Below are 23,326 nucleotides of genomic sequence, written 5' to 3'. Positions count from 1 at the left end.
AGTAGTTGACGATGAATGCGTTTTATCTGACGACGATGCGCGCGGTGGCGGGCCTGATGATGTGCCTCCTGCTGGCGGCCTGTGACAACCCAGTGCAAGCCACTTACAGCGACACCGCCTCGGCCTTTCATCCCAGTGATGAATGCCATGTCTGCGGGATGATTATCGACGGATTCCCCGGGCCCAAGGGCGAAGTGGTCGAGCGGGCGGGGATCAAGAAGTTCTGTTCCACGGCGGAAATGATCGGCTGGTGGTTGCAGCCGGAAAACCATCATGGCGATGCAAAACTGTATGTCCATGACATGGGCCGCAGCCCGTGGAACGCGCCGAATGACGCCCATCTGATCGATGCAAAAGACGCCTTCTACGTGGTCGGTACCCAACTCAAAGGCGCCATGGGCGTGGTGCTGGCGTCGTTCTCAAGTCGCGAGGCCGCTGAAAAGCTTGCCGCTGAACAGGGCGGTCGCTTGCTGCGCTTCAGCGAGATCACTCCGGCGCTGCTGCAACAACACTAACGTCGTTTTAAAAGCCTGATCGCCGTCAAGTCGTTTTTTCGTCTCCTGCTCAAAGATAGGGCTCGCTACGTCCCCAGTGCTGGCATCCGTGATGCCCAGGAGAAAATGATGAAAACCGAGTTTCAAGATCGTTTGGCGGTGGTCACAGGTGCCAGCTCCGGGATCGGCCTTGCGCTGTGCGCCGCGCTGTTACCGCGCGGGGTCAAGGTGCTGGCGATGTCACGGACCCTCGGTGAATTGCCGGCCTTGCAGCAGATCTACGGCGAGCGGTTGCAGTGGTTTGCCGGGGACGTCACAAGTCAGCAAGACCTGAGCGAACTGGCCGAGCGCGCTGCGGCGATGGGCCCCGTGGACTATTTGGTGCCTAACGCGGGTGTCGCCGAGATGGCCGACAGCCTGGATATGCAGGCCTTCCAGCGTCAGTGGGCGGTCAACGGCGCCGGGGCGTTGAACACCCTGGCGGCGTTACGCGGTGAATTGGCGAGCCCGGCTTCGGTGGTGTTTGTCGGGAGTTTTCTGACGGGTTCGAGCTTTCCGGGGTTGGCTGCGTGCATTGCCAGCAAGGCGGCGCTCGCGGCTCAGGCGCGGACGTTGGCGGTGGAGTTTGCGAGCTTTGATGTGCGCATTAATCTGGTCTCGCCGGGACCGACGGCTACCTCGATGTGGGATCACTTGGGGTTGAGCGATGGGGAGCTTGACGATGTTGCCGACACGCTTGGTAAACGTCTGTTGCCGGGGCATTTTCTTGATGCGGCGGCGGTGGCCAATGTGATTGTTTTTCAGCTGTCGCAGGGGGCTCGGGGTGTTTACGGCCAGGACTGGAAGGTTGATAACGGTTACACCTTGGGCTGAAGTCCGTTCGGGGTACATATCCGTTTCTGCGGTAACGGCTACTATTGATTCCGCTTTTACAGCGGGTCACTTGGAAAAGCGCCAAGTAACCAAACGCTTTCGCCCCTGACGTACGGTGCCTCGCCTAGGCTCGGCATGCCCTCGCTCCGGTCCTGCTCCGTGGGCCCGCCGCCATCGGCCATCCATGGCCGGGGGCGGCTACCGCGGCATCCTTGCCGCGGTGCCCACTGCGCAGAACCTGCGCTCGGCCTTCCGACGGGGCAGATCAAGATCAAGTTCAAAAGCCAGATCAAAAGCCAAAGCGAGGCGGCCTGATAGCCGACCTGATGTCTGTCAGGGGCATCGGCGGTGGACCTCTATGTCATGCCCGCCAAAAATCCAACTGTGGGAGCGAGCCTGCTCGCGAAGGCGGACTGACATTCAACATTGATGTCGACTGACAGGGCCTCATCGCGAGCAGGCTCGCTCCCACAGGGGAATGCGTACGCTTGAAGATACAGGCCGGACGGTAGGCCGCCTCGCAGTGTTTTTGCGGTAGTCGCCCCCTCGAGAGGCCCACGGAGCAGGACCGGAGCGAGTGTATGGCGAGCCTCCGAACGAAAGGGGTAAAAGCGGTTTGGTTACTTGGCGCTTTTCCAAAGTGACTCGCTGTAAAAGCGAAACCAATAGCCGCCGTTACCAAAGAAACGGATATACCCCCAAGGCCTAGTGCGAAGTCCCCTCGGCAAACTCAATCTTGTTCCCCACGTTGTACTTGCCCGAAGGCTTGTTCATCGGAATGCGTTTGATCTCCTGCAAGGTGTTGCTGTCGTAGACGATCAGCGCGCCATCGGTGGCCCAGATGCTCAGCAGCAAGTAGCGGCCGTCGCGAGTGAACTCAACATGAGCGGCGGTTTTGCCGGGTACCGGGCGCAGTGTGTGGGCGATTTCCAGGGTCTGTTTGTCGATCAGGTGGATCGCATCGTTGTCGGGCCCGAAGAACACATCGGTCCAGGCATACCGCGAGTTGACATGACTGCGCATGAAGAAGCCCGGCCCCAGGGTCGGGATTTCCTTGATCAGTTTCCAGGTCTTGAAGTCGATGACCGAGATCAGTCCCTTGCTGATATTCGGCGTGGCGAACACCCATTCACCGTTGCGTTTCCAATAGGTCCCCGACCCCAAATGCGGCATGCCCGGCAGCGGTATGTCGGTGACCACCTTGCCGCTGTCGAGGTCGATGACCTGGCCGCCCTGGGCCTTGCGCGACGTGGCCAGCAGCTGTTTGTAGTCCGGCGAAAAGGAAAAATCATCGAGAAAATCCCCGGCAGGAATCCGCCGGGGTTCGAAATCCGGTGTGCCCGCCCAGGACAGCTCCCAGACTTCCTTCACGTCCTTGAGTGCGACGATGAAGCTGTCGCGCGGCGGAGCGGAGTAAACCGCGCTGACCCGTGACGCGGTACCGTTCTGACCGATGGTCGGGATGGTTTTGACCAGCGACAGATCGCGGGCATCGAGCACCACCAGGTTGCCGGGCAAATAGTTGCCCACCAGCACCCAGCGTCCATCCTTGCTCACCGCCAGGTTGCGGGTGTTAAGGCCGGCGCGGACCTCGGCGATCAGCTTCAGGTTGTGCAAGTCATACAGACTGATCCAGCCGTCACGGGAAGCGAAGTAGACGAAGCGCCCGTCGGGCGAGAACTTCGGTCCGCCGTGCACGGCGAAGTGCGAAGCGAACCGCGCGAGCACCTCAAATCGGTCACCGTCGACGATGTCGATGTGATGGTCGCCAGCTTCTACCACCACAAACAGGTTCATCGGGTCGGCGCCGTGCTGGGGCGTGGAGGGCAGTTTGCTCAGGTCCGCGAGCAGCGAGTAACTGCCGAGAATGTCGTCATTGCTCCAGGTGGGCGGGGTGGCAGGCGGTTGCTGAAGGTAATCCACCAGCGCGTCGATCTGCGCGGGGCTGAACACGTTGGCATAGCCGGTCATCTGGCTCGCGGGGCGACCGTTTTGAATCACGCTGCGGATTTCATCAGGTTTGATCCGGCTGAGGCTCTCAGGCAACAACGCCGGCCCTGCGCCGCCGAGACGGTTGATACCGTGACAGCTCTGGCAATGCTGCTGATAGAGTTGCGCCGCGTGTTCAAGTGCCGGCACTGCTGCGCCGGCCTGGGCCGCACTGACCCCTAACAGGTGGGCGAGGACGATGCGCCTCATATCGCCACCTTGGCGCGACGTAGCAGGGCTTGGGTCGGGTAGAGTCGCGCCGGGTATTCCAGCTGTTCTGCGTCAAACATATCGACCACTGAGCCGATTACCGTCAGTGTCGGAATACCCGGTGGACAATCCAGCGCGAGGGTTGGCAATTGGTGCAGCTTGCCGCGGGCGACGTGCTGGTCGGGTCGCGTGCCGTTGCTGATCAGCGCCGCCGGTGTGTCGGCCGACAGCCCGGCTTCGATCAAGCGTTGAGCGATGATCCCCAGGTTCGATAAGCCCATGTAAAACACCAAGGTCTGGCTACTGTCGGCGAGGCTGCTCCAGGGCAACGACAATTCGCCATCGCGTTGCAAATGGCCGGTGATGAACCGGCAGGAATTGACCAGGTCGCGGTGGGTCAACGGTATGCCTGCATAGGCGCTGCAGCCGGAAGCGGCAGTGATTCCCGGCACCACCTGGCAATCAATGCCGCGTTGCAGCAGGTACTCCAGCTCCTCGGCACCGCGACCGAAAATGAACGGGTCGCCGCCCTTGAGCCGGACCACGCGCTGCCCTTGATCGGCGAGGTCGGCCAGCAGCTCGTTGATCTGTTCCTGGGGCAGGCTGTGGCAACCGCTGGCCTTGCCGACGTAATGACGGGCGCAGGCGAGGGGAATCAGGGTCAGCAGTTCGGGGCTGATCAGCCGGTCGTACACCACGGCGTCGGCCTGCATCAACAGGCTCCAGGCGCGCAGGGTCAGCAGGCGTGGATCGCCGGGGCCGGCGCCGACCAGGGCAACTTCGCCCGGCCGGAACGGCGACTCAAGTGTGGCCGGTATAGCAATTGATGGAGGCATGGGACGTCCTTGGTGCTTCATCAGGTTGGCCGGCCCCAGCCTTTGTCAGGTGGTTGGCCGGACGGGCTATTCAGTGGGTGATGCAAGGGATGTTCGTTGACGGCGTAACACCGATTTCGTCATCGCTGAGGTGGCAGCCGGGGTCCTGGCCCCACAGATCTCCCTCGGCCCAGGCACGCGTGCGGGTATTGCCGTTGCAGATGGTCAACCAGCGGCATTGCGCGCAACGACCACCGACGGCGCGGGGATGCTCACGCAGGCGCAACAGCAGGGCATCCGGCTGATCCAGCCACAACGTGCGGAACGGCGTGCGGCGGACATTGCCCACCGAGTGCTGCCACCAGTAGGTGTCCGGGTGCACTTCGCCGGTGTTGTCGATATTGGCAATGCCGCTGCCGGAGGCGTTGCCACCCCAGGCGCGGAGCATGTTTTCCAGGCGTGGGTAATGCTCGGGAATACGCAGGGCTGCCCATTGCAGCAGCAGAATGGCATCGGCATCGTTGTTACCGCTGACAAAATCGCTGTCGCGCCCCTGTTGGATGTCTTCCCAGGCTCGCTCAAAGATCAACGTCATGGCCTCGCGGCTCATCTGCTGGTGCGCGTCGAGTTTGCGACTGCGTTTACCGCGACCGCTGTAGTTGAGGTGCGACAGATAAAACTTCTGCACGTCGTACTCGCGCATCAGCGCCAGTAATTGGGGTAACTGAGGATGGTTTTCCTGGGTCAGGGTAGTGCGCAGCCCGACGCGAATGCCTTGTTCGCGACAGAGCCGGATCGCCTGCATGGAGCGGGCGAAGCTGCCCTTGAGTTGGCGGAAAGCGTCGTGGGTGGCTTCCAGTCCATCGATGCTGATGCCGACGTAATCGAAATTCGCTGCGCTGATCTGCGCAATGTTCTGCTCATCGATCAGCGTGCCGTTGGTGGACAAGGCCACAAAGAAACCTTTGGCCCGGGCGTAGGCGCTGAGCACAAGCAGATCCTCGCGCAACAGCGGTTCGCCACCGGAAAGAATCAACACCTTCACCCCGGCATCGTGCAAATCGTCGATCACGGTCAGCGCGGCGGCCGTATCCAGTTCGTCGCGAAAGACACTGTCGGCCGAGGTGGCGTAGCAATGTTTGCAGGTCAGGTTGCAGCGCCTGAGCAGGTTCCAGATCACCACCGGCGCCCGGTTACTGCCCGGTGGACTGGTTCTGGGTGCAGGCGCCTGGCCTGCCAGCGCACGCAGGTATTGGCTGATCCTCAACATGCAACTCTCCTTGAGTCGGGAACGTGTTCAGCGCGAAGCGGGCGGCAGGCGCAAGCCGGTTTTCTTCAGGATGCGGCTGCTCACCAGCATCTCGTCGGCAAAACAGGCCTCGCCCAACAAATAGCGAAGGTGCTCGCGGTAGCTGTTGATCTCATCGCGGCTGCGGCCATGCACCATGGCGAACAGGTTGTAGCGCCATCCGGTTCGGCGCGGGCGGCGATAGCAGTGGCTGACGAAAGGCTGCGCGCCGATCAGCGCGCCGAGGCGCGTTATGTCGGTGTCGCGCACATCCCAGACCGTCATGCCGTTGTGGCGATAGCCCAGTCGGTAGTGATTGGGTACGGCGGCAATGCGCCGAATCGCGCCCTCGGCCTGCAAGCGCTTAAGTAGGTCCAGGGTGGATTCGATGCTTAATTCCAGTTGTTCGGCGAGCCACGCCCACGGGTCATCCAGCAACGGCAGACCGGCCTGGGTCAACGCAATCAGACGCTGGGCGAGTGTGTCTTCAGACCGGGAAATACAGACCGACATGGTAAGTCTCCTCCTTAGGCAGGTTGAGCAGGGGCAGGCCGGTCAGGGTTTCGATGCGCTGCAGCGTCTCGGCGATGCCTTCTTCGGTCGCGCAGCCAAGCACGAACCACATGTTCCAGGCGTGTTCGCGTCGGTAGTTGTGCGCCACTTCCGGCAGGCCATTGAGCTGTTCGGCGACGTCATCGAAACGTTCTTCCGGCACCGCCAACGCGGCGAGGGTGAAGGCGCCGCCCAGCCGTTCAATGTCGAACATCGGGCCGAAGCGTGTGAGCACGCCATCAGCGAGCAGGGTGTGCAATCGGTCGAGCAGTTCAGTGCTGCTGCTCTGCAGTTCGGCCGCCAATACCCGCCAGGGGTGGCGCACCAGCGGTAAGCCCAATTGCAAACGGTTGATCAGTCGGCGGTCCAGGTCATCCATGGGTCGGTACTCCGGTGCGCGAGGGCGCAAAACGGCCGCCGCACTGTTTGAAGACCTGGGTGCTGAACAGTAATTGATGGGGCAGGTCGCTCAGTAGATGCTCCTCCAACAACGCCTGGATCTGCGCCTCAACCTGCTCACGTTGACGCCCGTGCACCATGCAAAACAGGTTGTACCGCCACTGCGGCAGGCGCCGGGGCCGTTGATAGCAGAGGTTGATGCCGGGCGCTCGCCCAAGGCGCTGGCCGACTTCGTCGATCAGCGCATCGGGAACATCCAGCACCAGCATGGCGTTGGCGGTAAAACCCAGTGCGCGATGGTGCAGCACCAGGCCGATACGGCGAAACAGCCCTTGCTCGCTCCATTGGCGCATCTGTTCGAGTACCTGGTTTTCGTCAGCGTTGAGCCGTTCGGCGAGAGCCTGATACGGGCGCGACACCAGCGGCAACCCGCCTTCGAGGTGCCGGCGCAGCGCCAATGCTTGTTTGGGGTTCAATCCTGGTGTCATGAGTTTTCTCCCAGGGCAAAGCCCAGGTCGACGCGGTAGGCGGTCAACATCGGCAGGTCCAGCGGCATGAGGCCGGTGTCGTCCTCCAGTTCCTTGAGCACGCGGTCGATGTGTTGGCGATCAGGGCCGGTCAGCACAAACCACAGGTTGTAGAAATGCTCCCGTGCGTAGTTGTGATTGACCTCCGGGTACTGACTGACGCGATCGGCCACCTGTTGCAGGCGGTCAGCGGGCACGGCGAGGGCGGCGAGGGTGCTGGCCCCGGCGCGGCTGTGTTCGAACACCGGGCCGATGCGTGAGAGGGTGCCGGCCTGATCCATTTCTTCCAGGCAGGCCATCACCTGGGATTCGCGGCAACCGAGAATCCTGGCCATCTCCTTGTACGGTGACGGACACAGCGGCATGCCGTGCTGAAAGCGGTCGATGAGTTGGCGGCTGAGTCGTTCAAGGTCCATTTCAATACCCCATTTTCTGCGCGCGACTGCTGAAGAAGATGCCGCTCGGTGCTCTGGCGGGCAGGGTGCTCAGCAGCTTCAGGCGGTACGGATCCCAGACCTGGACCTGATCACCGTCGCGTAATGACAGCCACAATTGGTCGCCGCGAGCGGTGAATTCCATGTGCAGCACCGCTGGCCCGGGGCGCAGATCGGCGACCACGGCGTGGGTTTCGGTGTCGATGACCTGAACCCGATCGTTGTCCGGGTAGGCGAAATTGACCCACAGCTGCCGACCGTCCGGGCGCGACGTGACGAACACCGGTTGGCCGGCCACCGGAATCACGGCGGTCTGCTGCCAGGTGCGTGAATCCATCACCAACACTTGATGCCGGCCGACGGCGGGCACGAAGGCCTGGTTATCGGCGACGGCCCAGCCTTCCAGGTGCGGCATCTTGTAGACCGGGAGTTTCGCCTGACCGCGTCCGTAATCGCCGAGTACTCGCTGCACGCCGCGTTCTGGATGCCAGAGGTCGAGTTGCGCCATGCCGTCTTCACCGAACAGGCCGGCCATGTAATAGCGTCCGTCCGGGGTGATCAAGGCATCGTAGGGTTGCTCACCAATGCCGGTGAAACGGCTGATTTGTGGTGTGCTGCCCTGACTGAAATCAGCGGTCCAGATCTCGCCGGTATCGAACAGGCTGAACACGAAACGTTGCCCCGGCGCGTCGACCAGGCCGACTACCCGTGAGCGCTTGCTGCCATCGGCCAGGGGCGTGGCCGGAATATCGGCCACCTGCTGAAGGGTTTCGGCATCAAACACCTTGACCCCGCCGGGCACGTAGTTGGACACGGCGATCAGCTTGCCGTCCTGACTGATGGCGCCACCAATGCTGTTGCCGCCCTGGATGACGCGATGGTCGATACGCCAGGTCAGCAAGTCGATTTTGCTCAACCCGCCGTCGCGCCCGAACACATAGGCGTAGCGCTGGTCACGGGAGAACACCACCGAGGCATGGGACAGGTCGCCAAAACCCTCGAGTCGGGCCAGCGCGGTGTGGGTGTCGCTTTCGATGATTTGTACGCTTGCGGTGGCGCGCTCCACGACCAGGCCCAAGTCGCCGGTGCCACGCAATGGTGGCTGAACGCAAGCGGACAACAACAGCCCGGTCGCCGCTGACAGCAGGATTGAACGGATCATGGTGCGGGATATCCCTGGAGAAGTAGATCGACCAGCCAACGGATGTCGCCGGGGCTAAGCAACGGGGCCCAACCGGGCATCGCGGTGCCGGGCCGGCCTTGGGTGACGGTGGCAATCAGGCTGTCCCTGGATTTGCCGGCCAGCGCTGCGCGCGTCAGTTCGGGGCCTAGCCCGCCAGTCAGGTGCAGCCCATGGCAGGCACCGCAGTCCTGGGTCAGCAGGTGTTCGAGTTGCGCCTGACGCTGGGCGTCCGGCGCCGCAACCGCGGTTGCGCAAATGAGGAGGAGGGCCGCCAGAATCACAGCGTGTCGATACACCATCAAGACGCCCTCCTGGCGGTTATTTGAGTGTCAGTACCCAAGTCGCGAGCGTTTTCGCTTCTTCTTCAGTCACCGGGTTGGCCGGCATGGGCATCGGCCCCCAGTTGCCTTGTGTACCGTTCTTGATGTGGCTCGCGAGGGTGTCCACGGCTCCGGGTACGCCAGCGTTCTTGGTCGCTACGTCCTTGAGCGCAGGGCCGACAATCTTGGTGTCGATGGAATGACAGGCTGCGCAGGGTTTGCTCTTGAACAGCTCCAGCGCGTCTTGGGCCATGGCCGGTTGCACACTCAGCGCAGCGGTCAGGGCGAACAGTGAAAACAGAGTATTTTTCATGGTGTTTCCTTGCATTGATGGAGCTCAATAGATGTCGTGTTGGGTGTTGTAGACGTTGAACTTCCCGGTGGGTGTGATCAGTCGTTTGTCCTTGATGACTGACTTGAGCTTCAGTGTTTTGTCGTCGATCACCACCAGCGCCGACTCGTCTGCCTGGCCACTCCACACGGAGAACCAGACTTCATCGCCGGCCTTGTTGTATTCCGGTTGCACGACGCGCATGGCGCCTTGCTTGATGCCCGCGTATTCAGCGATGGGCAGCACGGTGTAGCCGGCGTCGAGTTTGTCGAGGTTGAACACCGCCACTGACTGGCTGAGTTTTGTATCCGGGTTGAGGGTGGTATCGACGTACAGATGACGGGAGTTGGGATGGGTTTTGATGAACAGCGATCCACCGCCCTGACCCTTGAGCGAGGCGACCTGCTTCCAGGCGTATTGCGGGTGTTTGGTCGGGTCGGTGCCGATCAGCGAGATGCCGTCATCACCCAGATGGCTGGTGGCCCAGACCGGGCCATAGGTCGGGTGGTTGAAGTTGGCGCCGCGACCCGGGTGAGGGGTTTTGCCGACGTCCACCAGCGCGGTCAACTTGCGCTCCTTGGAGTCGATCACGGCGACCTTGTTGGAGTTGTTGGCGGCGGTCATGAAGTAGCGATGCGTGCTGTCCCAACCGCCGTCATGCAGGAACGGCGCGGCATCGATGTAGGTGACAGTGAGGTTTTTGATGTCCTGGTAATTGACCAGCATCACCTTGCCGGTTTCCTTGACGTTGACGATGAACTCCGGCCATTCGTGGGAGGCGATGATCGCTGCGACCCGGGGCTCCGGGTGATATTCCTGTTTGTCGACGGTCATGCCGCGGGTCGAAACGATCTGCTTCGGCTCCAGGGTTTCGCCATCCATGATGGTGAACTGCGGCGGCCAATAAGAACCGGCGATGGTGTATTTGTCTTCGTAGCCCTTGAACTTGGAGGTCTCGACCGAGCGCGCCTCGATGCCCACTTTGACTTCGGCGACCTTGGTCGGCTCCACCGGCCACAGGTCGATCATGTCGATCCGGGCGTCTCGACCGATCACCAGCAGGTAGCGGCCTGAGGCAGAGATTCGCGAGATGTGCACCGCGTAACCGGTCTCGATGAGTTTGACGATCTTCTTGCTGTCACCGTCGATCAGGGCGATCTTGCCGTCATCGCGCAACGTCACCGAAAACAGGTTCGGCAGGTTGAGTTTGCTCAGCTGCTTCTTCGGACGATCTTCGGGTTTGACCAACACTTTCCAGGTTTTCAGCGTCTCGGCCATGCCCCATTCCGGTGGCGTCGGCGGCGTGTGCTGAATGAACTTGGCCATGACCGTGATCTGATCCTTGGTCAGTGCATTGGACGTCCCCCAGTTCGGCATGCCCGCCGGTGACCCGTAGGTAATCAAGGCTTCCAGATACGGTTGCCCGCGGCTTTGGGTAATGTCCGGCGTCAGCGGTTTGCCCGTGGCCCCTTTGCGCAAAACGCCGTGGCAGCCTGCGCAGCGCTGGAAGTAGATTTCCTTGGATGAGTCGAACTCGGCCTGGCTCATGTCGGGAGCGCCAGCGGTTTTAACCATGGGCAGGTTGGCCACCGCTGCGGCGGGCTCTTCAGCGCTGGCGGCATGACCCACCGCCAGGGCCAGTGACGAACACAATGCAGCGCGGGTCAGGGCAAACGTTTTTCTATTGCTGATCAGCATTCCATTTCTCCTCAGGCAAGACCTTTGCGATGTGCTGAAACGGCAGCGCAGAACGCAGGTTCTTAGTGCCGTGCAAGGCTATGCCCGAGCAGGCCAATGTTCGCTTGACGACGATCAAGTTTGCCGGCCATCTCACTTGCCAGGTTGTCGCAGGGGCCCGTAGCGTGTTCCTTGAATCCGCTTTTGGAACAGGCAGCCCATGGACCGTAACCCGTCTTGCGAACCCTTCTATCAACCGCTCAACAATGAGGAGGCGCTGTTCGAGCAAGCCTGGCGACACGGCATGCCGGTGCTGATCAAAGGCCCGACGGGTTGCGGCAAGACCCGCTTTGTCCAGCACATGGCTCATCGGCTGAAACTGCCGCTGTACACCGTGGCTTGCCATGACGATCTGAGCGCGGCCGACCTGATCGGCCGCCACCTGATCGGTGCCCAGGGCACCTGGTGGCAGGACGGACCGCTGACCCGCGCGGTGCGTGAAGGCGGCATCTGTTACCTCGACGAAGTGGTCGAGGCGCGCCAGGACACAGTGGTCGTATTGCATCCGCTGGCCGATGATCGTCGTGAACTGTTCCTGGAACGCACCGGCGAAGTGCTGAAGGCGCCGCCGTCCTTCATGCTGGTGGTCTCCTACAACCCCGGTTACCAGAACCTGCTCAAAGGCATGAAACCCAGCACCCGCCAACGTTTCGTGGCGATGCGTTTCGGCTATCCACCGGTGGCCGACGAAGAACGTATCGTGGCCCGGGAAGCCCAGGTGGACACCGCGCTGGCGACGCAAGTGGTGCGGTTGGGCCAGGCGCTGCGCCGGCTCGATCAACATGATCTGGAAGAGGTCGCCTCAACGCGGCTGCTGATTTTTACCGCGCGCATGATCCGCTCCGGCATGAGCCCGCGTGAGGCCTGCATGGCCTGCCTGGCCGAGCCGCTGAGCGACGATCCGTTGACCGTTGCCGCGCTGATGGACGTGGTTGATGTCCACTTCGGCTGAGTCCGCGGGCGTCTTGCGCCGTCACTTGCCGGGCGATCTGGCGATGTGGTTTTTCATTCTGGCGGAGCTGTCGGTGTTCGCCATCCTGATTGTGGTGTTCGCCGTGACCCAGGCGCTCAAGCCGCAGATGTTCAGTGAAAGCCGCCTGTTGCTGAACACCTCAACCGGGTTGGCGATGACCCTTAGCCTGCTCACTGCGGGGCTGTTCGCCGCGCTGGCGCAAGAGCAAGTCAGGAACTCGCGGCCGCGTCACGGTGCGGTCTTCCTGCTGATGGCGTTACTCGCCGCCAGTGTCTACGTGGTGCTGAAACTCACGGAATACAGGCACTTGCTCGCCTCGGGGCTGGGCATGGAGCACAACACCTTTTTCACCCTCTACTGGATCCTCACCGGTTTTCATTTTCTCCACGTACTGCTCGGCATGGTCATTCTCGGGTGGCTCGCGGAGCGCTGTCGCCGTGGCTTGTACGACGCCAGCAAGCGCAGCGGGTTTGAATCCGGCGTGCTCTATTGGCACATGGTCGATCTGATCTGGGTCATGCTGTTTCCGCTGGTCTACGTGCTGAGTTGACGAGGTTCTCATGTCTGTTTCCAGGGTATTGCTCGTCTGTTGGGCGGCGCTTGCCACGTTAAGTGTGTGCACGGTGGTGTTGGCCCACGTTGGCGCGACATCGCTGCTGTCGATGGCCATCTTGCTGGTGGCGGTGGGCAAGGCGTGGCTGATCACCGACGGCTTCATGGAGATGCGCCACGCACCGCGACTGTGGCGCCGGTTGATGTTGAGCTGGGCGCTGGTGTTGGCGACGGTTGTAGGCCTGACGCTGGAGGTGGTCCGCTGAAGGAATACAGCCCGTAAAACAGCACAACTTTTAACGTGGGAGCGAGCCTGCTCGCGAAGGAGCCGTCACATTCAACATCCAAGTTGACTGACACTCTGCCTTCGCGAGCAGGCTCGCTCCCACATTCGATCTGCGTTGTCAGTAATACCCGACCAAAACCATCTGACTTTCTTGATCGCCATCAAGCAGGTTTCAACCCTTCGCTTCCTATCATGGACGGGCCAAGCAAAGAGGAAGCGACCATGTCAGAGACCTTCACCAAAGGCATGGCCAGGAATATCTATTTCGGGGGAAGCATCTTCTTCTTCCTGATATTCCTGGCCTTGACCTATCACACGGAACAGACCTTTCCGGCCCGCAGCAATGAGGCGCAGCTCACCGAATCCGTGGTGCGCGGAAAGTTGGTCTGGGAGCAAAACAATTGCATCGGCTGCCACACGCTGCTGGGCGAGGGCGCCTACTTTGCGCCTGAGCTGGGCAACGTGTTCCAGCGGCGCGGTGGGGAAGCGGGCTTCAAACCCTTTCTGCATGCCTGGATGAAAATGCAGCCACTGGGCGTACCCGGCCGGCGCGCGATGCCGCAGTTCAAGTTGAGTGACCAGGAGGTGGATGACATCGCCGAGTTCCTCAAATGGAGCTCGAACATCAACACCAATGGCTGGCCGCCAAACAAGGAGGGCTAAGCGATGAGCATTGCTAATCCGCATCTGAAATTTGCCTCGCAAGCCGTGGCCAAACCTTACTTCGTGTTCGCCCTGATACTGTTTCTCGGTCAGGTGCTGTTCGGATTGATCATGGGCCTGCAATACGTGATAGGGGACTTTCTGTTCCCGATCATTCCTTTCAACGTGGCGCGGATGGTGCACACCAACCTGCTGATTGTCTGGCTGCTGTTCGGGTTCATGGGCGCTGCCTATTACCTGATTCCGGAAGAGGCCGACCGCGAACTGCACAGTCCGAAGCTGGCGATCATCCTGTTCTGGGTCTTCGCCGCCGCGGGTGTGCTGACGATCCTGGGCTATCTGCTGGTGCCGTATGCCGGCCTGGCCAGGCTGACCCACAACGAATTGCTGCCGACCATGGGCCGGGAGTTCCTGGAGCAACCGACCATCACCAAGATGGGCATTGTGGTGGTGTGCCTGGGCTTCCTCTACAACATCGGCATGACCCTGCTCAAAGGTCGCAAGACCACCGTCAGCATGGTGATGATGACCGGGTTGATCGGGCTCGCGGTGTTCTTCCTGTTCTCCTTCTATAACCCCGGCAACCTGGCCCGCGACAAGTTCTACTGGTGGTGGGTGGTGCATCTTTGGGTGGAAGGCGTGTGGGAACTGATCATGGGTTCGATGCTCGCGTTTGTCCTGATCAAGATCACCGGGGTAGACCGGGAAGTCGTGGAGAAATGGCTGTATGTGATCATCGCCATGGCGCTGATTACCGGGATCATCGGCACCGGTCACCACTTCTTCTGGATTGGTGCGCCTGAGGTCTGGTTGTGGGTCGGTTCAATCTTCTCGGCACTCGAACCGCTGCCGTTCCTGGCCATGGTGATCTTCGCCTTCAGCATGGTGAAGAACCGCCGCCGGCAACACCCGAACCGCGCCGCCACCCTGTGGGCCAAGGGAACCGTCGTCACAGCGTTCTTCGGTGCTGGCGTCTGGGGCTTCTTGCATACCCTGGCTCCGGTCAACTTCTACACCCACGGTTCGCAACTGACGGCGGCGCACGGCCACCTGGCTTTCTACGGTGCTTACGCGATGATCGTGATGACCTTGATCAGCTACGCCATGCCACGACTGCGCGGGTTGGGTGAAGCAGGCGATGAGCGCTCGCAGACCTTCGAAATCTGGGGCTTTTGGTTGATGACCCTGTCGATGGTGATGATCACGCTGTTCCTCACCGCAGCCGGTGTCGTTCAGGTCTACCTGCAACGCTGGCAGGTCGATGGTGTTGCGTTGCCCTTCATGGCCACGGTCGAACAACTGCAGGTGCTGTTCTGGGCCCGTTTTGGTGCCGGTCTTGGTTTCCTTGCGGGACTGCTCTGTTACCTGTTCAGCTTCAAGCAACGTGGCCGCGCAGCCTTGCGCGCCCCGGCGGCCGTGGTGCCTTCATGAGCCGGTGTCAAGGTTAGAAAAGGTCGGCCCGGCTGATACAGCGGGCCGTTTTTTTGCTTTACAAAAAGGGCAATGATCATGGCCTTTACCGTCGAACTGGAAGAGTGGGTCGGCAGCGTCTGGCATCGCTTCATCACCCGGCGCGCCAGCCCGGACTTCCCCGAAGCACGCGTTGAACTGGCCAGCCAGCAACGTCCGCTGGCGCTGCTGTTTCGCGCCATGGGCGGTGCCAGTGGTATCGGTGTCGAAGCCGCCAGCGACCGCGATCTGCTGTTGCGGCGCAACGTGTTGCAGCAGATCGCCGGCACCTGCAAGCAAGTGCCCCTGGCGTGGTGCGATGCGAGCAACCTTCGTCTACCGTCGAGCCTCGCGGTGTTTCCCGAAGTCGCACTGAACGAAGAACTCTATCGTTGGCTCGCCTTGCTGGCGGCACAGGCCGGCCAGATGCGGCACTGGGGACGGGACAATCAACGCTGGACGCAACTGCTGTTAGGGCGTTATCCCGCGTTGCGTGCCCGGTACAAACGTCTGGTCGATGCTCACCTGCAATTGCGCCCGGATCCGGCCACATTGAGTCGTGGCGAAGCGGCCCTGGAACGGGCGTTATGCCAGGCGCTGCGCGAGCCCGGCAGTGTCGAACATTTTCCCCGCAGCGAACGGGCCGCGTGGCCGCTGCCGCTGTGGTTGTACCCGCCGCAAAACCTCGCGAGCCCTCAGGCTGCCGACCTGGGGGAGGAGTCCGAAGAATCGTTGACGACCCCACCCGGTGAGCAAAAGGGCGCAAGCAAACGCGCCAAGCGGATAGATGAAAGCACCCGTGACGGCGGGTTGTTGATCGTGCGTCTGGAGAACCTGTTCAGCTGGACCGAACACGTGGACCTGGATCGCTGGTCGGACGACAGCGAGGACCCGGACGCGGCCAAAGTCGCCGAGGACCTCGACGAGTTGAGCCTGTCGCGCACCCGTCTGCGCAAGGGCGGCGGCCTCAAGCTGCACCTGGATTTACCGCCGGCCGATGTCGACGATATTCCCCTGGGCGAGGGCATCAAGTTGCCGGAGTGGGACTATCGCAAACAGCAGATGCAAGACGCCTTCGTCAATCTGCAAATGATGGTGCCCCGGGACTGCGAGGCGCAGCCACTGCCGCCACGGCTGAAAGCTTCGGCGCACCGTCTGCGGCGCCAGTTCGAGCACCTGCGCAATGACCGCCAATGGTTACGCCAGCAACCCCAAGGGTCTGAACTGGATATGCAGGCCTGGCTGGATTTTCACGTTGAACGCGAGCATGGCCAGTGTGCGGAACGCGGTTTGTTCATGGAACAACGGCAGACACGCCGTGACCTGGCGTGCCTGTTGCTGGCCGATGTGTCGATGTCCACCGACGCGCACCTGAACGATGAGCATCGGGTGATTGATGTCATCCGCGACAGCTTGCTGCTGTTCGGTGAGACCCTGTCGGTGCTCGGTGACGATTTCGCCCTGTACGGGTTTTCCTCGTTGCGCCGTCATCAAGTGCGGATGCAGGAACTCAAGTCTTTCACCCAGCGTTATGACGACAACACCCGCGGTCGTATTCAAGGGCTCAAACCGGGTTATTACACGCGCATGGGCGCCGCCATCCGCCAGGCCACCCAACTGCTGGGCAAGAGCAAGCGCCGCAGCAAATTGTTGCTGCTGCTCACGGATGGCAAACCGAATGATCTGGACTTGTATGAGGGACGTTACGGTGTTGAAGACACCCGCGAAGCGGTGCTGGAGGCGCGGCGCAAGGGGTTGACGCCGTTTTGCATCACGATTGATCGCGAGGCCGGGGATTACCTGCCTTACATGTTCGGCGCCAATGGCTACACCTTGATCCGTCAGCCCGAGCAATTACCTCTGCGATTGCCGCAGCTGTACCGCCAGTTGACCCAACCTTGAGGGGGGGACGCAGCATCAACTGATGCCGCGTGGCAGCCAGAAAAACATCGTCACGCAGAAGATCGTCAGGCCAATGCAGAACCACGTGAATCGGCGCAGCCGACATTGCGCCGCGTGTGCGGCCAATACTGGCAAGGGCATGCCGCACTGGCGGCACTCGGTTTCTTGTGCGGGGTTGGCGCGTTGGCAATACAAGCAGACGGGCATGGCACTCACTCAAACTGCTCCAGGCGCAGACGATCGAGAATGGCGATCTGGCGGCCGTCCTGGGTGATGATGTTTTCATCGATCAGGCGACGGATAATCCGCGAAAAGGTTTCCGGCTGGATCGACAGGTGCCCGGCAATCAGTTGCTTGGCCATTGGCAATTCGAATTGGCTGCCAACGGTTTGCTGGCGCACCAGTTGCGTCAGCAGATAACGCACGACCCGGTGGGTGGCGTTTTTCAGTGACAGGGTTTCGATTTCGTTGACCCGTTGATGCAAGCGAACGCACAGCTTGCCGAGCAGCGCAAAGGTCAGTCGGCTGTTACTTTGCAGCAGGCGCATATAGGTGCTTTTGGATAACCGATAGAGCTGAGTGGGGCAGATCGCTTCGGCCGAGGCCACATAGTTCGGGGTGTCCATCAGCATCATCGCTTCGGCGAAGGTTTGCCGGTCACCAATGACCTCAAACACTTTCTCCTGCCCGTCCGGCGTCAGGCGATAGATTTTCACCGCGCCGGCAATCACGAAATAGAACGAGTCTGCCGGCTCGCCCTGACGGAACAACGGTTCGCCTTTGTCGATGCTCAGCAAATGGCTGGTACTCATCAACTCATCCAGCTGTTCTTCGTTCAACGGCTCGAACAAGTGATGACTGCGCAGAATCTGGTGATGGACGCGATGAAGCACCATAAGAATTCATCCTGAAGTTTGAAGAGGGGATGGCTATCAAGTCAAACGAGGCCCAGCGAGACACCGCTGGCCAACGCCAGCACCGAGGTCAGCACCACAAACCAGGCCAATGGCTGGATGACTTTTTTCATGACGACTCCTGGAGATCGAGAAGGATCAGGTTTTCCTTAATTTCTGAACCATTGAGCAAGACGCGGGCCATGCCTGGAGCCCTTTGTTTACTGGGGTTGTCAGATAGGAGGGTAAAAACGACCACGGGGTTTAGGGTTCAAATAACCCTTTAATGGTTATTTCTACCCTTGGGCTGGTCCCGCAGGGGGCAGGTCCTCTCACCACAGCGGGCGAATGAACATCAGGGCACGGCCCTTGCACACTTGATCTGCGACAAAGGCAATTAATCGTCAATACCCGATGATTGCCCCCGGACTTGCCTCGACGCGTGTGGGTTGGCGTCAGGTCAGCAGCAAGGTAAAGGAGTAGCTTTATGCAAGTGCTTGACCGCCGTAAAGCGATGGCTATCGCGCCGCTGTTGCGTTTGGCCTTTCGGCCGTTTTTCCTCGCCGGCTGCCTGCTGGCGGTGCTGGTCATTCCGCTCTGGCTGTTCGCCTTCAGTGGTGAGCTTTCCGGCTGGCAGCCGGCGGGTGGCTGGCTGAACTGGCATCGACACGAATTGCTGTTCGGATTCGGCTTGGCGATCATCGCCGGCTTTCTGCTGACGGCGGTGCAGACCTGGACCGGTCGCCCCGGCATCAGCGGGCAACCACTGGCCATGCTGGCGCTGCTGTGGTTATTGGCGCGCGTGGCCTGGCTGGTCAATGCACCGTTGCCGGTGCTTGCGGTGCTGGAACTGGCGTTCCCGCTGGCGGTGGCTGCGCTCATGGGATTCACCTTGTGGAAGGTGCGGCAGAAACGTAACTACCCCATTGCGGTGGTGTTGCTGCTGTTAGCAGCGGCCGATGGGTTGTCCCTGTATGGTCTGGTCGAAGGTCATGAAGGCTGGCAGCGTCAAGGCGTGTTGACGGGTATGTGGCTGGTGGCGGCAATGATGGGTTTGATCGGTGGGCGCGTCATTCCGTTCTTCATCCAGCGCGGCCTCGGCAAGGTCGAGGGCGTTACCCCTTGGCCGTGGCTGGATTGGCTGCTGCTGATTGGCTCACCGCTGGTGGCGTTGCTCTATGCCGCGGGACCTGCGCTTGCCCCAGATTTCTGGGTGGGCCTGTTGTTCGCGGTGTTGGCCGCTGGGCATCTGGTGCGCCTGGTGCGCTGGCATGATCGCGCCCTCTGGCATGTGCCGTTGTTGTGGTCGTTGTACCTGGCTTATGCCTGGTTGGCGGTGGCCTGTCTCGGGATGGCGCTGTGGCATTTCGGTGTGCCGATCAATCCGAGTCTGGCGGTGCATTGCCTGACCATCGGCGCCATGGGTGGCCTGGTGCTGGCGATGATTGCACGGGTCAGCCTGGGGCATACCGGCCGCGCGCTGGAGCCGCCGTCGGGCATGACCCTGGCGTTCATTCTGCTCAACCTGGCCTGTCTGAGCCGGGTCGTGTTGATCCTGTTTTTCCCCTTGCCGGCGTTGTGGCTGGCCGGTCTGTGTTGGGTGCTGGCGTTTGCGCTATACGCCTGGCGCTATGGGCCGATGCTGTTGCAGTCCCGGGTGGACGGCCATCCGGGCTAAGCACGCTAACTGATGGAGGCTGCCGGTGATGTATCCCTTTTTACTGGTCACCCACTTGCTGGCGGCGATTGCCTTCATCGGCACGCTGTTTTTCGAGGTGGTGATCTGGCACAACGCCCGCCAGCAGGTGGCGGTTAGCGCGCAAACGAGCGCCGATCAAGCGATTGCAGTGCGTTCGCGCAAGGTGCTGCATGGCGTGGTGTTGCTGTTGTATGGCGCCGGTATCAGCCTGGCGTGGCAACACCGGGGTGTATTGAGTCAGCCGCTGGCGAGCAGTTTTGGTACGTTGCTGAGCCTGAAGATCATCCTGGCCCTGAGCATCATCGGCCATTACTTTCTGCTGGCGTACTGGCTGAAAAGTGCATGCCTGACCACGACCCGCGCCACTTGGATTCGCCGCAGCATCCTCGGGCACATGGTGTTGATCGTGATCCTGGCCAAGGCCATGTTCTATTGGCACGGTTGATCGCGCTGGAGAACCCGCAACCCTGTAACGGCGCCATTCGCGAGCAGGCTCGCTCCCACATTGGGATACCGTTCCCCTGTGAGAGCGAGCCTGCTCGCGAAAGCTGTGTCACTGGTTTTGTATGACCCGCAATCGATCAATGGCGAGGTTTAAGTGCGTTGACGAACAACACGTTGTTTTCCAGATGGATGTGTTGCATCAAGTCATCACGGAACTCCAGCAGCCCGCGATACAGGGCACGCCAGGTATTACAGGCATCGGCCGGCGGGGTGATGTTGTTGGTCAGCGCAAGCAGCCTTTCCAATGCTTCGCCATGTTGATCATGTTCAAAGCGCAGCACCTGGATCGGCGGTGCGGCCTGAGGGCCGATGCCTTGTTGCAGCATCGGGAAGAGCACTTGTTCTTCCTTGAGCATGTGGCCTTCAAGTTCTTGTTGCATGTCGGTCAAGAGATCGGCCAGGCCGTTGGGGCAACTGCTGCGGGCACCATGGACCTGCTCGACGCGGCGGGCCAGACGAATCAGTTCCGGCAGTTGTTCGCGATGGCGGGCGTGGTAGCGCGCCAGAAGATGGGCGATCAACAGCTCCGAGGGTTCGTTGCGCCAGTCGTGCTGGGTTTCGCCGGTGTCTTGCAGCCGGTGCAGCGCATCGGCAATCAGGGCCGGATCGAGGCCTTTGCCAGCGGCCGCTTCAAGCAGGCTTTTATGCCCGCCACAACAGAAGTCCAGTTTAAAGGTGTGGAAGATCCGCGTGGCGCCGGGAATGTCGCACGCCAGTTGGCCGAGGCTTTGTTCCAATAGAGTCAGGCTCATCAGGGGTTCCTTGTTTGGATTTCAACGGTTCCCCAGGCTCATTGCATCCGACATGCCATATTTAACGTATTGAAAAATATGGCTTAATTTTTAGTTGTGGTGATAGACACCCGGACACTTTAGGGTGAATCCAACCATAGAGGGTAATAACTACCATGCTGCGTGAAAGCCTGGCGGCCGACCTGATCGTCGAGTTGCCGAATGCTGTGCGGTTGCAACGTTTGGTCCAGACCCTGCGCGAGTACTTCAACAGTGGCGCCGTGGGATTGCTGCGTCTGGATGACGACAGCCTCAGGCCGGTCGCGACGGTGGGGCTGGTGCATGAAGCGTTGGGCCGCCGGTTTGTCATCGCTCAGCATCCGCGGCTGGCGGCGATCATGGCGTCGCGCGAACCCACCTGGTTCGAGCCCGACAGTCGGCTGCCGGATCCCTATGATGGCTTGCTCGACAATCACGCCGGCGAACCGATGCCAGTGCATGACTGCATGGGCGTGAGCCTGTATGTGGAAGGTCGGATCTGGGGGGCGATCACCCTCGATGCGCTGCATGCCGGGACCTTCGACAGCCGTGCGCGGGAAGAGCTCAAGCGCTGCACCTTGCAGATCGAAGCCGCCGTGCGAGTCACCCGACTGGAACAGGAAAACCGCAGCCTGCGCTTGTCCCGCAGCGATATTCAAGACGTACGCAGACCGGCGGACGAAGGCGAAATCCTCGGGCAAAGTGAAGTGCTGCACCAGTTGCTCAATGAACTGGATGTACTGGCCGATTCCGAGCTGCCGGTGTTGCTGCTGGGCGAGACCGGCGTCGGCAAAGAGCTGTTCGCCCGGCGCTTGCATCGTCTGTCGCGTCGCAGTCATAAGCCGCTGGTGCAGGTCAACTGCGCTGCTTTGCCGGAGTCTCTGGCGGAAAGTGAATTGTTCGGCCATGTCAAAGGCGCGTTTTCCGGCGCCACCAGTGACCGTGCCGGGCGTTTCGATGCGGCCAACGGCGGCACGCTGTTTCTCGATGAAGTCGGTGAATTGCCGTTGGCTGTGCAGGCGAAACTGCTGCGCACCCTGCAGAACGGCGAGATCCAGCGCCTCGGCGCCGACAAGCCGTTGCACGTCGATGTGCGCATCATCGCCGCGACTAACCGGCACCTGCCGGACAGCATCCGCGATGGTTTGTTTCGGGCGGATCTGTATCACCGGCTCTCGGTCTATCCGGTGCCGATTCCGCCGTTGCGCGAGCGGGGTAACGATGTGTTGATGCTGGCCGGGCACTTCCTTGAGCTGAATCGGGCGCGGCTTGGCTTGCGCGGTTTGCGTCTGTCGCCGGCCGCCGAGCGCGCGCTGCTGACTTACAACTGGCCGGGCAACGTGCGCGAGCTGGAACATGTGATCAGCCGAGCCGCGTTGAAGACGCTCAGCCGCGGCACGAGTCGTACCCTGATCATGACGCTGGAACCCGAGATTCTGGACCTCGACAGTGCCATGGGCGGGCAGGGCGTGGTCGTCGAAAGTCCTCTGGACGAAACGGCTGACGCGCCGTTCCAGCCCCTGGGGGAAGCGGTCGACGATTACCAGCGCAAGAAAATTCTCCAGGCCTTGAGCCTGTCCGGGGATAACTGGGCCAGCGCCGCGCGGATCCTGGAAATCGATCCCAGCAACCTGCACAAACTGGCGCGGCGGTTACGCCTGAAGTAAGGCTGGGCATGCTCAGTGTTGATGGTGATCAAGGTGCTGTTGCGCGAAGTCTCGCACGCTGGGCAGAACCTTTTCGGAGATCACCGTCATGCCCCTTTCCCTTGCACAGATGCGCCGCAACTACACCCTTTTTGGCCTGCAAGACGAAGCGGCGCTGGACGACCCGCTGGCCATGTTCCGACAGTGGATGCAACTGGCCCGCGACACCGAGCGTGCGCCTGTCGAAGCCAACAGCATGGTGTTGGCGACCGTCGACAGTGAAGGTCGCCCGCACTGTCGGGTCCTGCTGCTCAAGGGCTTTAGTGATGAAGGCTTCACGTTTTTCGGCCATTACCAGAGCGATAAGGGGCAGCAATTGGCTGCTAATCCGTATGCTGCGATGACCTTTTTTTGGCCGGGGCTGGAGCGTCAGGTGCGGATCGAGGGTCGGGTGTCCAGGCTCGCCCCGACGCTGTCGGATGCGTACTTCGAATCCCGCTCACAGGACAGTCGCCTCGGCGCCTGGGCCTCACCGCAAAGCCGACCATTGGCCAATCGGGCCGAGCTTGAATCGCTGTTGACACAAACCACCCAACGGTTTGCCGGCCAGACCGTGCCGCGGCCCGAGCATTGGGGCGGCTACTGCTTGCAGCCGGATCGCCTGGAATTCTGGCAAGGCCGTGCCGACCGCTTGCATGACCGCCTCGATTACCGGTTGCGCGATGGCGTATGGCAACGCAACCGCCTGGCACCTTGAACCCGCAGAACGCGCAGCGATGGAGAACAATGTGGGAGCGAGCCTGCTCGCGATAGCACAGGGTCAGTCGACATCAATGT

At 61.0% G+C, this 23,326-nt stretch carries 26 protein-coding genes; 12 read left to right on the top strand and 14 right to left on the bottom strand.

Going from position 1 to position 23,326, the window contains the following annotated elements:
• Window positions 1–11: 11 nt before the first annotated feature.
• Entirely contained in the window at window positions 12–515 is a 504-nt protein-coding gene (locus FBY01_RS09070; RefSeq protein ID WP_145307160.1) for a nitrous oxide reductase accessory protein NosL, read from the top strand.
• A gap of 108 nt (window positions 516–623) precedes the next feature.
• Window positions 624–1,367, top strand: coding sequence for an SDR family NAD(P)-dependent oxidoreductase (locus tag FBY01_RS09065; RefSeq protein ID WP_145307157.1), 744 nt, complete (start codon window positions 624–626; stop codon window positions 1,365–1,367).
• Window positions 1,368–2,072: 705 nt separating this feature from the next.
• Here the strand turns inward: FBY01_RS09065 and FBY01_RS09060 are convergent.
• From FBY01_RS09060 to FBY01_RS09010, 11 genes are all read right to left on the bottom strand, one after another.
• Entirely contained in the window at window positions 2,073–3,566 is a 1,494-nt protein-coding gene (locus FBY01_RS09060) for a nitrite reductase (RefSeq protein ID WP_145307154.1), read from the bottom strand.
• Window positions 3,563–4,402: a uroporphyrinogen-III C-methyltransferase gene (cobA, locus tag FBY01_RS09055; RefSeq protein WP_017338902.1), complete on the bottom strand. Its 840-nt coding sequence runs from the start codon at window positions 4,400–4,402 to the stop codon at window positions 3,563–3,565. The genes FBY01_RS09060 and cobA overlap by 4 nt, the downstream gene beginning before the upstream one ends.
• 70 nt (window positions 4,403–4,472) lie before the next feature.
• Window positions 4,473–5,651, bottom strand: coding sequence for a heme d1 biosynthesis radical SAM protein NirJ (gene nirJ / locus FBY01_RS09050; RefSeq protein ID WP_145307152.1), 1,179 nt, complete (start codon window positions 5,649–5,651; stop codon window positions 4,473–4,475).
• 27 nt (window positions 5,652–5,678) lie between these two features.
• Window positions 5,679–6,182 carry an Lrp/AsnC family transcriptional regulator gene (locus tag FBY01_RS09045; RefSeq protein ID WP_145307149.1) on the bottom strand — a complete coding sequence of 168 codons (504 nt, stop codon included), beginning with the start codon at window positions 6,180–6,182 and terminating at the stop codon, window positions 5,679–5,681.
• A complete protein-coding gene (locus tag FBY01_RS09040; RefSeq protein ID WP_010460162.1) occupies window positions 6,157–6,600 on the bottom strand; it encodes an Lrp/AsnC family transcriptional regulator in 444 nt (147 codons plus the stop codon). The genes FBY01_RS09045 and FBY01_RS09040 overlap by 26 nt, the downstream gene beginning before the upstream one ends.
• Window positions 6,593–7,108 (bottom strand): Lrp/AsnC family transcriptional regulator, encoded by a 516-nt coding sequence (locus FBY01_RS09035; protein ID WP_083376779.1) that lies wholly within the window; start codon window positions 7,106–7,108, stop codon window positions 6,593–6,595. Before FBY01_RS09035 ends, FBY01_RS09040 begins: the two co-directional genes overlap by 8 nt.
• Window positions 7,105–7,563, bottom strand: coding sequence for an Lrp/AsnC family transcriptional regulator (locus FBY01_RS09030; RefSeq protein ID WP_145307145.1), 459 nt, complete (start codon window positions 7,561–7,563; stop codon window positions 7,105–7,107). The genes FBY01_RS09035 and FBY01_RS09030 overlap by 4 nt, the downstream gene beginning before the upstream one ends.
• A 1-nt stretch (window position 7,564) precedes the next feature.
• Window positions 7,565–8,743, bottom strand: a complete 1,179-nt coding sequence (locus tag FBY01_RS09025; protein WP_145307143.1) for a cytochrome D1 domain-containing protein — start codon at window positions 8,741–8,743, stop codon at window positions 7,565–7,567.
• On the bottom strand, window positions 8,740–9,063 hold the full coding sequence (locus FBY01_RS09020) for a cytochrome c (RefSeq protein ID WP_017338897.1): 324 nt from the start codon (window positions 9,061–9,063) through the stop codon (window positions 8,740–8,742). The genes FBY01_RS09025 and FBY01_RS09020 overlap by 4 nt, the downstream gene beginning before the upstream one ends.
• A 19-nt stretch (window positions 9,064–9,082) precedes the next feature.
• A complete protein-coding gene (locus FBY01_RS09015) occupies window positions 9,083–9,397 on the bottom strand; it encodes a c-type cytochrome (protein ID WP_145307140.1) in 315 nt (104 codons plus the stop codon).
• A 24-nt stretch (window positions 9,398–9,421) separates the two neighbouring features.
• Window positions 9,422–11,113: a nitrite reductase gene (locus FBY01_RS09010; protein ID WP_010460174.1), complete on the bottom strand. Its 1,692-nt coding sequence runs from the start codon at window positions 11,111–11,113 to the stop codon at window positions 9,422–9,424.
• Window positions 11,114–11,312: 199 nt separating this feature from the next.
• Here FBY01_RS09010 and FBY01_RS09005 point away from each other — a divergent pair, with 199 nt between their 5' ends.
• From FBY01_RS09005 to FBY01_RS08980, 6 genes are all read left to right on the top strand, one after another.
• Window positions 11,313–12,104, top strand: a complete 792-nt coding sequence (locus tag FBY01_RS09005; protein WP_083376777.1) for a CbbQ/NirQ/NorQ/GpvN family protein — start codon at window positions 11,313–11,315, stop codon at window positions 12,102–12,104.
• Window positions 12,088–12,675: a cytochrome c oxidase subunit 3 family protein gene (locus FBY01_RS09000; protein ID WP_145307138.1), complete on the top strand. Its 588-nt coding sequence runs from the start codon at window positions 12,088–12,090 to the stop codon at window positions 12,673–12,675. The genes FBY01_RS09005 and FBY01_RS09000 overlap by 17 nt, the downstream gene beginning before the upstream one ends.
• Before the next feature lie 10 nt (window positions 12,676–12,685).
• Window positions 12,686–12,943, top strand: a complete 258-nt coding sequence (locus FBY01_RS08995) for a cytochrome C oxidase subunit IV family protein (protein ID WP_077748428.1) — start codon at window positions 12,686–12,688, stop codon at window positions 12,941–12,943.
• A 242-nt stretch (window positions 12,944–13,185) separates the two neighbouring features.
• The gene (locus FBY01_RS08990) at window positions 13,186–13,626 is read left to right on the top strand and encodes a cytochrome c (protein ID WP_010460184.1); all 441 of its coding nucleotides are present in this window, start codon (window positions 13,186–13,188) and stop codon (window positions 13,624–13,626) included.
• Window positions 13,627–13,629: 3 nt separating this feature from the next.
• The gene (locus FBY01_RS08985) at window positions 13,630–15,057 is read left to right on the top strand and encodes a cbb3-type cytochrome c oxidase subunit I (protein ID WP_145307136.1); all 1,428 of its coding nucleotides are present in this window, start codon (window positions 13,630–13,632) and stop codon (window positions 15,055–15,057) included.
• 78 nt (window positions 15,058–15,135) lie between these two features.
• A complete protein-coding gene (locus FBY01_RS08980) occupies window positions 15,136–16,977 on the top strand; it encodes a nitric oxide reductase activation protein NorD (RefSeq protein WP_145307133.1) in 1,842 nt (613 codons plus the stop codon).
• A gap of 15 nt (window positions 16,978–16,992) precedes the next feature.
• Here FBY01_RS08980 and FBY01_RS08975 read toward each other — a convergent pair whose 3' ends face one another.
• Together FBY01_RS08975 and FBY01_RS08970 are read right to left on the bottom strand one after the other, a co-directional pair.
• Window positions 16,993–17,193 (bottom strand): protein DnrP, encoded by a 201-nt coding sequence (locus FBY01_RS08975; RefSeq protein ID WP_077748430.1) that lies wholly within the window; start codon window positions 17,191–17,193, stop codon window positions 16,993–16,995.
• Complete coding sequence (locus FBY01_RS08970) at window positions 17,190–17,873, bottom strand: Crp/Fnr family transcriptional regulator (RefSeq protein WP_147213285.1); 684 nt, start codon at window positions 17,871–17,873, stop codon at window positions 17,190–17,192. Before FBY01_RS08970 ends, FBY01_RS08975 begins: the two co-directional genes overlap by 4 nt.
• 484 nt (window positions 17,874–18,357) lie before the next feature.
• On the opposite strand from FBY01_RS08970, the gene FBY01_RS08965 reads away from it, so the two are divergent.
• Window positions 18,358–19,548: an NnrS family protein gene (locus FBY01_RS08965; protein ID WP_010460195.1), complete on the top strand. Its 1,191-nt coding sequence runs from the start codon at window positions 18,358–18,360 to the stop codon at window positions 19,546–19,548.
• Window positions 19,549–19,576: 28 nt separating this feature from the next.
• Window positions 19,577–20,014: a CopD family copper resistance protein gene (locus FBY01_RS08960; RefSeq protein ID WP_145307128.1), complete on the top strand. Its 438-nt coding sequence runs from the start codon at window positions 19,577–19,579 to the stop codon at window positions 20,012–20,014.
• Window positions 20,015–20,150: 136 nt separating this feature from the next.
• Here the strand turns inward: FBY01_RS08960 and ytfE are convergent, their stop codons facing one another.
• Entirely contained in the window at window positions 20,151–20,825 is a 675-nt protein-coding gene (gene ytfE / locus FBY01_RS08955) for an iron-sulfur cluster repair protein YtfE (RefSeq protein WP_017338886.1), read from the bottom strand.
• A 155-nt stretch (window positions 20,826–20,980) separates the two neighbouring features.
• Here ytfE and norR point away from each other — a divergent pair, with 155 nt between their 5' ends.
• Window positions 20,981–22,510 carry a nitric oxide reductase transcriptional regulator NorR gene (gene norR / locus FBY01_RS08950; protein WP_010460201.1) on the top strand — a complete coding sequence of 510 codons (1,530 nt, stop codon included), beginning with the start codon at window positions 20,981–20,983 and terminating at the stop codon, window positions 22,508–22,510.
• Window positions 22,511–22,598: 88 nt separating this feature from the next.
• Window positions 22,599–23,246: a pyridoxamine 5'-phosphate oxidase gene (gene pdxH / locus FBY01_RS08945; RefSeq protein ID WP_145307125.1), complete on the top strand. Its 648-nt coding sequence runs from the start codon at window positions 22,599–22,601 to the stop codon at window positions 23,244–23,246.
• Window positions 23,247–23,326: the final 80 nt, after the last annotated feature.

Origin of the sequence: Pseudomonas sp. SJZ077 (genome assembly GCF_007993905.1) — a bacterium.
GTDB lineage: Bacteria > Pseudomonadota > Gammaproteobacteria > Pseudomonadales > Pseudomonadaceae > Aquipseudomonas > Aquipseudomonas mandelii.
Note: the sequence above shows the minus strand (reverse complement) of the source record. Positions and strands in the feature narration are given on the sequence as shown.

What these genes read in the sequence shown, in the direction of transcription:
- FBY01_RS09020 (WP_017338897.1), bottom strand. Translation starts at nt 9,063, where the DNA reads ATGGTGTATCGACACGCTGTGATTCTGGCGGCCCTCCTCCTCATTTGC.
- FBY01_RS09025 (WP_145307143.1), bottom strand. Translation starts at nt 8,743, where the DNA reads ATGATCCGTTCAATCCTGCTGTCAGCGGCGACCGGGCTGTTGTTGTCC.
- FBY01_RS09070 (WP_145307160.1), top strand. Translation starts at nt 12, where the DNA reads ATGAATGCGTTTTATCTGACGACGATGCGCGCGGTGGCGGGCCTGATG.
- FBY01_RS09045 (WP_145307149.1), bottom strand. Translation starts at nt 6,182, where the DNA reads ATGTCGGTCTGTATTTCCCGGTCTGAAGACACACTCGCCCAGCGTCTG.
- FBY01_RS09060 (WP_145307154.1), bottom strand. Translation starts at nt 3,566, where the DNA reads ATGAGGCGCATCGTCCTCGCCCACCTGTTAGGGGTCAGTGCGGCCCAG.
- FBY01_RS08970 (WP_147213285.1), bottom strand. Translation starts at nt 17,873, where the DNA reads ATGGTGCTTCATCGCGTCCATCACCAGATTCTGCGCAGTCATCACTTG.
- FBY01_RS08965 (WP_010460195.1), top strand. Translation starts at nt 18,358, where the DNA reads ATGCAAGTGCTTGACCGCCGTAAAGCGATGGCTATCGCGCCGCTGTTG.
- FBY01_RS08985 (WP_145307136.1), top strand. Translation starts at nt 13,630, where the DNA reads ATGAGCATTGCTAATCCGCATCTGAAATTTGCCTCGCAAGCCGTGGCC.
- pdxH (WP_145307125.1), top strand. Translation starts at nt 22,599, where the DNA reads ATGCCCCTTTCCCTTGCACAGATGCGCCGCAACTACACCCTTTTTGGC.
- FBY01_RS09015 (WP_145307140.1), bottom strand. Translation starts at nt 9,397, where the DNA reads ATGAAAAATACTCTGTTTTCACTGTTCGCCCTGACCGCTGCGCTGAGT.
- FBY01_RS09065 (WP_145307157.1), top strand. Translation starts at nt 624, where the DNA reads ATGAAAACCGAGTTTCAAGATCGTTTGGCGGTGGTCACAGGTGCCAGC.
- FBY01_RS08960 (WP_145307128.1), top strand. Translation starts at nt 19,577, where the DNA reads ATGTATCCCTTTTTACTGGTCACCCACTTGCTGGCGGCGATTGCCTTC.
- FBY01_RS09010 (WP_010460174.1), bottom strand. Translation starts at nt 11,113, where the DNA reads ATGCTGATCAGCAATAGAAAAACGTTTGCCCTGACCCGCGCTGCATTG.
- FBY01_RS09035 (WP_083376779.1), bottom strand. Translation starts at nt 7,108, where the DNA reads ATGACACCAGGATTGAACCCCAAACAAGCATTGGCGCTGCGCCGGCAC.
- FBY01_RS08980 (WP_145307133.1), top strand. Translation starts at nt 15,136, where the DNA reads ATGGCCTTTACCGTCGAACTGGAAGAGTGGGTCGGCAGCGTCTGGCAT.
- FBY01_RS09040 (WP_010460162.1), bottom strand. Translation starts at nt 6,600, where the DNA reads ATGGATGACCTGGACCGCCGACTGATCAACCGTTTGCAATTGGGCTTA.
- FBY01_RS09000 (WP_145307138.1), top strand. Translation starts at nt 12,088, where the DNA reads ATGTCCACTTCGGCTGAGTCCGCGGGCGTCTTGCGCCGTCACTTGCCG.
- FBY01_RS09005 (WP_083376777.1), top strand. Translation starts at nt 11,313, where the DNA reads ATGGACCGTAACCCGTCTTGCGAACCCTTCTATCAACCGCTCAACAAT.
- norR (WP_010460201.1), top strand. Translation starts at nt 20,981, where the DNA reads ATGCTGCGTGAAAGCCTGGCGGCCGACCTGATCGTCGAGTTGCCGAAT.
- FBY01_RS08990 (WP_010460184.1), top strand. Translation starts at nt 13,186, where the DNA reads ATGTCAGAGACCTTCACCAAAGGCATGGCCAGGAATATCTATTTCGGG.
- cobA (WP_017338902.1), bottom strand. Translation starts at nt 4,402, where the DNA reads ATGCCTCCATCAATTGCTATACCGGCCACACTTGAGTCGCCGTTCCGG.
- ytfE (WP_017338886.1), bottom strand. Translation starts at nt 20,825, where the DNA reads ATGAGCCTGACTCTATTGGAACAAAGCCTCGGCCAACTGGCGTGCGAC.
- nirJ (WP_145307152.1), bottom strand. Translation starts at nt 5,651, where the DNA reads ATGTTGAGGATCAGCCAATACCTGCGTGCGCTGGCAGGCCAGGCGCCT.
- FBY01_RS09030 (WP_145307145.1), bottom strand. Translation starts at nt 7,563, where the DNA reads ATGGACCTTGAACGACTCAGCCGCCAACTCATCGACCGCTTTCAGCAC.
- FBY01_RS08995 (WP_077748428.1), top strand. Translation starts at nt 12,686, where the DNA reads ATGTCTGTTTCCAGGGTATTGCTCGTCTGTTGGGCGGCGCTTGCCACG.